Origin of the sequence: Pantoea sp. SIMBA_079, from assembly GCF_046940275.1 — a bacterium.
Taxonomy (GTDB): Bacteria; Pseudomonadota; Gammaproteobacteria; order Enterobacterales; family Enterobacteriaceae; genus Pantoea; species Pantoea borealis.
Genome location: NZ_JAWRYR010000399.1, coordinates 1 through 266, shown reverse-complemented (window position 1 = coordinate 266; position 266 = coordinate 1). Strand labels below are relative to the sequence as shown.

Sequence of the window (266 nt, the reverse complement as noted above, 5' to 3'; positions counted from 1 at the left end):
CCGAGCGGAATGCTGGCGACGACGCGCAGGCCGTCGGCCTGGCGGAAGCCGCTGCCTGGCATGCGCTTGAGCAGCCAGGCCATGCCGAGGATCAGGCCCAGCACCAGCAACAGCGCGATGAACGCGCCGCCCAGACCGGGCGACGGCGGGGCGTGCGCGCCGACCTGCAGCGGCGTTGCCGGCTGGCCGACGGTGGCGGTCGTGGGCGCACGCGGCGCGGCGACCGGCGCTGACGCCGTCGTCGTCGTCGCGGCGGCGGCGGACTC

General features: G+C 77.1%; 1 pseudogene. It reads right to left on the bottom strand.

Annotated elements, in window-relative coordinates:
* Positions 1-266, bottom strand: a pseudogene (locus tag SB719_RS20535) (hypothetical protein); the annotation flags it as partial.